The sequence below is a fragment of the Promineifilum sp. (SeqCode) genome (genome assembly GCF_041918635.1).
Taxonomy (GTDB): Bacteria; Chloroflexota; Anaerolineae; order Promineifilales; family Promineifilaceae; genus Promineifilum.
In genome coordinates this window covers 1-5347 of the sequence record NZ_JAYRVJ010000601.1, presented here as the reverse complement: position 1 = coordinate 5347, position 5347 = coordinate 1, and the positions used below count along the sequence as shown (strand labels likewise).

Genomic DNA, 5347 nt, shown 5'->3' with positions numbered 1-5347 from the left:
CATCGCGCCGGCCCGGGCCAACCGCGATCACTTCGCCCTCTTGGGGCTTTTCCTTGGCCGTCTCGGGCAACACGAGGCCCGAAGCGGTCGTGGACTCGCGCTCTTTCGGTTCGACGACCAAGCGGTCGCCAAGCGGCTTGAGATTCATAGCCATGTCGAACTATCTCCTTCGCACAAGTATTTCGATTGTTAGGTTCTCAGGATGGGAGCCTTCACGTGATTAGCACTCACGTGGTGCGAGTGCTAATTCGATCCGCATTCTAGCAGCAGCGGGGAGGGATGTCAAGAGGAGTTTAGCAGTCTTGGGGTAAGAGTGCCAACTAATAGCCTGAATCGAGGCCATGTCCGGCGGTTCTCTTTGCCGACATGAGCGCAGTCTTTGCCGACAAACGCGCCCCGGCGTCTGTCGGTAGGCGTCTCATCTCCAGGCCTTGTTTCGATCTACCGTATGAGCATCACACGCGGTCAGAACAAGGAGGATGAAATGCCCGTCTGGACACCCGACTACCCCAGTAACCATTCTAGCGAGGACCTTAACTTCACCTGGCATGCGCGGCAGCGAATGCGAGAGCTCCATCTTCGACCGGGCGATGTAATGTTCGTCCTAAGGAATGCTGAGTGGCAATACGCGGCCAACCGCGCAATTCGCTATGCCTTTGATGGGCAGCGCAGCAACATCAAAGCGCTCGCCGACACGCATCATGTCGAACTCGCCGATGTGATCGTGGTCATGGACAGGCAAACCTGCCGCATCATCACCGTCTACCGTCTGTATGGTCGCAATGGCTGGATGAGAGTGTACGAGCGGCCCTCCCGTCCCCAGTCCACTTGGCATGGCGGCCAGGGCAACTGAACGACACTTCACGCGAATCGCGACAAGACGCCCGCCAATTCCGACACCGAGAGGGCTGCGCACTGTCGGCGGGCGTCTCAGATTCAAGGGCCTAACCGATCTACCATACGGTTAACCAAATACAACCCCACCGCCAACCCGCTCAGGGTTCCGTGGCCACAGCAGGAGGATGAGATGAGCAAGTGGACAGTGGACTACACCAAAGACCTGAACGAGAGCCGGCTGAAGCTGACCACCAGCGCCAGGCGCGGTCTGGCCGAGCAGCGGTTGGCCAAACAGGACTTGATCCTCGTCCTGACCAACGGCGCATGGTGCGAGCAAGACGGGTACGTCCTCTATAACTTTGAGGATGAGGACATCCCCGAAGAGCGCATGGCGCGGGCCTGGGCGGCCGGGCTGGACGACGTGACGGTGGCGATCGATCCGCGCCACACCAAGATCGTCGCTACCGCCCGCGGCTGGCGCAAGCCCCACCTGCGGCGGCGGACGCGGCAGCCCCTGTGGTCGCCGGCGCTGCCTCAACACGTGACGACCGATGGCCTGCTCCTGACCCGGCACGCGCGGCAGCGGATGCAGGAGGGCCATCTGACGCGCGAAGACCTGGCCTACGTGATTCGTTTCGGCAAATGCCTCCACCGCCAGGGGCGGGTGTACTACACCCTGCGCCGCAAGGACGGGGACGGCGAGCTGGCGGGCCGCTGGGCGCGCCTCGATGGGACAACGTTGGTGATGTGTTACGAATCGACCGTGGTGATCACGGTCTGGCGGGACCCGAAGACTGGGTACAGCCGGCTGCGGCGTAAGCCGAAGCGCCGGCCGACGGCTCCCAAGCCGGCCATCCCGCCCTATCTTTTCCAGTAGCCTCCAGTCGCGTGGGGGACCCGGTGGGAGAGGCGATGCCTCTCCCACCGGGGTTCACCTACCGCTCAACTGGCGTCATATCAGCGAGAGGAGGTCGGTCATGTTAAGCGCATTTCTGATGGGTGTCCTGACGGGGCTATTCGCGGCGTTCGCGCTGCCCCGGTTGCTGCGCGCCAGCGGGGGCGGCGGCGGGGGTGGAGGAGGAGGCGTGGTGCTCCAGGTGGCTGCACCACCCGCCGTAGCCAGCAAGCCGCGTGGGATGGGCTGCGGCGGCCTGGCCGCCGAGTTGCTCATCATCCTGATCTTGCTGGGCGCGGCAGCGGTTTGGCTAACGTAGAGCAAGTGGGGTGACCAGGTTTGCAGACGTCGTAGGAAAGTCCGTACTCACGCCGCGGCCTGGAGCGAGCGAGTGAATGAGCAACCGCTTATTCCGTGAGGGCCGTCCTGTCACCAACCGCCTGCCGCTCGCGCGCCGTCGCCACAAGCGCCACAATCCAAGCCAGCGCCCCCACCACCGCTGGCCCCACTACCAGTCCGTAACCACTCACAACCAGGATCACGTCGGTCGGAAGCGCGACCCGCGCCGCCACCGCATAGACCAGGACGGCCGCCGCGGGCATGACGAACAGCGCCGCTAGAGGGCGCAAAGCCACCGGCCCGGCCAGATCGGCCAGCACGGAACCGGGCGCGGCCCGCCGCCGGTGCAGCGCCAGCGCGCCCAACGTGGGCAACAGGACGAGAGCCAGCTTCAGCGGGGCCCAGGGATAGATCGGCAGGACGGCGGCGAAGAACACCAGTAGCCCCGTCAGCGCCAACACCACTTCAACCGCGGTCGCCCAGGCGGGCCAGGGCGGCTGAAAGTCCGTCCGCCAGCCGCCCCGCCCCAACAACCAGTGGGACAGCGCCAACAACCCGGTGAAGGCGAAGGCGTGCCAGGCGTAGTCGGCCACGGGCCATTGCCCCAGCCGCGCCCCCTGGGCCAGCAGTTCTGGGTCAGCGGCGTTCTCCGGCAGCCACCAGGCCAGGGACCACAGCCCCCACAGGACGCCAATAGCGGCGCAGCCGAGTAGCAGCCGCCGCGTCCGGCCGGCGACCAGTTCCCGCCGCAGCCACCACCAGCCAAAGACGATGCTCAGCGGCGCGTGCCAGGCCAGCGGCGTGTAGGCGACGCCGAACCAGCCCAGCGGGCCGTCGCGGTAGAGAGTGTGGGTCAGCACGCCCTCGGCGACGAAACCGAAGACGGCCGCGGCTAGAAAGAGGGGCGCGAGCCGCCGCACGCGGAAGAAGTCAACGATGGCCAGGAAGACGTAGGAGGGGAAGAAGTAGCCGGCGAGCAAATCCAGCGTCGAATAGCCGGTAACGTACCAGTACAACTTCTCTGAGAAGACGAGGGCAATGGCCGCCGTCAGCAGGGCAAAGATCAGTCGGCGCATAGGACATATACCGTCGAAGCACTGAACCGCTTGTCGTTGCCTGCTTTACGGGAAATTCCAGTCGTGGTTGCTTTGGAGGAAAGAAGCGGAGAGGAACACGGAGAGACACAGAGATCGTACAGAGTTCCACAGGGAAAGAGGCATTTTCCTCCGTGGAACTCTGTATTCCTCTTTAAGGCGCGGTTCCCAACTGGACGCGGCGACAACTCACCAACCCCTCATTGGCCGCGGCGACGATGAGTTCGTTGGTGGTGGCGTCTAGCACCTGCTCGAACAGCGGCGCGGCCAGCGGGCAGTTGTTCAAGTCCTGGCTGATGTAGGCCGAGGCGAGCATGTTGAAGAAGCGGGCGTTCAGATCGGTGGCCCGACCATACATGGCGACGGCCTTCTCCAGCGCCTCGATGGCCTCCGGATAGTTATTCTGCCGGAAGTACGCTTCACCCAGACGGCCCTGGGCGCGGGCCATGTTCGGATTCAGCTCAGTGGCCTGGAGCGCGTTCTGTTCGGCCAGCGGGGCGTCGCCCAGTTGGAGGTACATATAGGCCCGACCGTCATACGCCTCGGCGTTGTTGGGGTCAACGGCGATAGCCTGCTCGAAGCTGAGCAGCGCGTCGGGGATGCTGCCCGTGCCGTAGTAGTTGTAGGCCAGCCCGATGTGGAGGTCGGGGTTGTTGGGGTCGGCCTCAATGCCGCGCAGGTACTGCTCCAGCGCCTCGGCGTAGCGCCCCTGGTAGGTGAAAACGGTCGCCATATAGTAGCGGGCGATAGCGTTCTCGGGTTCGATGCGCACCGCGTCGTCGGCGAGAAGCTGCGCCTGCTCGAACTTCTCCGGATCGCCCTGCAAGATAGTGCCGCCGGCGGCATAGGCCAGGGCCGTGGCGTTGTTGGGATTGATGCTGGTGGCCTTGCGCGCGGCCTGCGCGGCGTTGGCGTATTGCAGGTTGGCGGCGTTCTCGTCCCCCAGGTCGTTCATCCGATCGCCCTCGGCCAAATAGGCGGCCGCGGCGGCCGTCCAGACAGCATCATTCTCCGGGGCCAGCACCGTCGCCTGTTCGGCCCGCTCCACGGCTCGCTCGGACTCGTTCTCCCAGACCAGCAGTTCAATGGACCGGACGTAGACCTCGACGTTGGTGGGATCGCTCTGGATCGCCTCGTCGTAGAAGGCAATTGCCTCGGTGTTGGCCCCGTCGTCGCGGCTCAGTTCGGCCAGCACGGCCAGCTCGGTGGAAGAGCGAGTCGGCGTGGTCGTCGGTGTGGGCACAATCGCCAGGCGCACTTCTTCGGCGTTCTGGATGACGTAGAGGCTGACGGCGATGCCGAACGTCACGAACAGGACGAGCAGGCAGGAAGGGCCGCGGCGCGGGTAGCGAGGGGGCTTGCGATTGATGATCATAGGCAATGGCTATTTGGCTGGCAGTGATCACCAGACATGATAGCAGCCGGTCGCGGGCGGGGCAAAAGCGCTAACAGGGGGTTAAGAATGCAGGGGAGCGGGGGGGCAGGGGAGCAGGGAGGGTGCTTACCTCTGCTCCCCTGCTCCCCCGCCCCCCTGCTCATAACTCGTCACTCGTCGCTCGTCACGCGCAGCCTGCCGCCCCAACCGCCACCACACCCCCACCGGATAGCCGGCCATCTTGGCGACATCGCCCACCAGGCGAATGATGGGGATGAGCGCGAAGGCGCGGGTGCGGGTCGGGGGACGCCAGCCCCAGGTGTTGGCCCATAGCCGCTCGGCCGGCCGGCGCGAATAGGCACCGACACCCAGCAACAGCAGCACCCAGCCAAACCACTTCTCCCGCCAGATCCAGCGCAGGATGAGCGGCAACCCCACCAGATAGGTCGCGTACCGGATGGCGTGGCGCGTCGCCCACAGGTTGGCCTTGCCGTCGCCGCGGGCATAGGCGTAGTATTGAGCGTAGAAAGCGCGCAGGCTGGAGCGGGGCCGGAAGTAGGCCACGGCGCCCGGCGCGAAGGAGAACGGCCCAAAGCGCTCGCGCAGCGCCAGGTCAAAGACCAAATCCTCGCTATGCTCCAACCACTCCGGGTAGCCGCCGACAGCCGCCCAGGCGCTCTTGCGGAAAGCGACCGACCGGCTGGAGGGCAGGAAGGTGTCGGGGTTCACGTCCTCGCGCGCCGGCAAGACGGTCGAACCCATGACGACTTCGAAGTCGGTGTAGGGATCCGCCTCGAACCAACCGCT

The 5347-nt window shown here is 64.9% G+C and carries 6 protein-coding genes and 1 pseudogene; 3 read left to right on the top strand and 4 right to left on the bottom strand.

What is annotated here, in order from left to right:
* Window positions 1-154, bottom strand: a 154-nt coding sequence (locus tag ACE3UY_RS17825; RefSeq protein WP_374688835.1) for a co-chaperone GroES, incomplete at its 3' end; no start/stop codon positions are given.
* A gap of 294 nt (window positions 155-448) precedes the next feature.
* On the opposite strand from ACE3UY_RS17825, the gene ACE3UY_RS17820 reads away from it, so the two are divergent.
* The 3 genes from ACE3UY_RS17820 (at window position 449) to ACE3UY_RS17810 (ending at window position 2051) form a co-directional block, all read left to right on the top strand.
* A complete protein-coding gene (locus ACE3UY_RS17820; protein WP_374688834.1) occupies window positions 449-853 on the top strand; it encodes a DUF4258 domain-containing protein in 405 nt (134 codons plus the stop codon).
* A gap of 174 nt (window positions 854-1027) precedes the next feature.
* A complete protein-coding gene (locus ACE3UY_RS17815; RefSeq protein ID WP_374688833.1) occupies window positions 1028-1714 on the top strand; it encodes a DUF4258 domain-containing protein in 687 nt (228 codons plus the stop codon).
* Between the two features lie 100 nt (window positions 1715-1814).
* Complete coding sequence (locus ACE3UY_RS17810) at window positions 1815-2051, top strand: hypothetical protein (protein ID WP_374688832.1); 237 nt, start codon at window positions 1815-1817, stop codon at window positions 2049-2051.
* Between the two features lie 88 nt (window positions 2052-2139).
* On the opposite strand, the gene ACE3UY_RS17805 is transcribed toward ACE3UY_RS17810, so the two are convergent.
* The 3 genes and pseudogenes from ACE3UY_RS17805 to ACE3UY_RS17795 all read right to left on the bottom strand — a co-directional run.
* Window positions 2140-3147: a hypothetical protein gene (locus ACE3UY_RS17805; protein WP_374688831.1), complete on the bottom strand. Its 1008-nt coding sequence runs from the start codon at window positions 3145-3147 to the stop codon at window positions 2140-2142.
* 172 nt (window positions 3148-3319) lie between these two features.
* Window positions 3320-4540 (bottom strand): tetratricopeptide repeat protein, encoded by a 1221-nt coding sequence (locus tag ACE3UY_RS17800; RefSeq protein WP_374688830.1) that lies wholly within the window; start codon window positions 4538-4540, stop codon window positions 3320-3322.
* 126 nt (window positions 4541-4666) lie between these two features.
* Window positions 4667-5347, bottom strand: a pseudogene (locus ACE3UY_RS17795) (glycosyl transferase family 2); the annotation flags it as partial.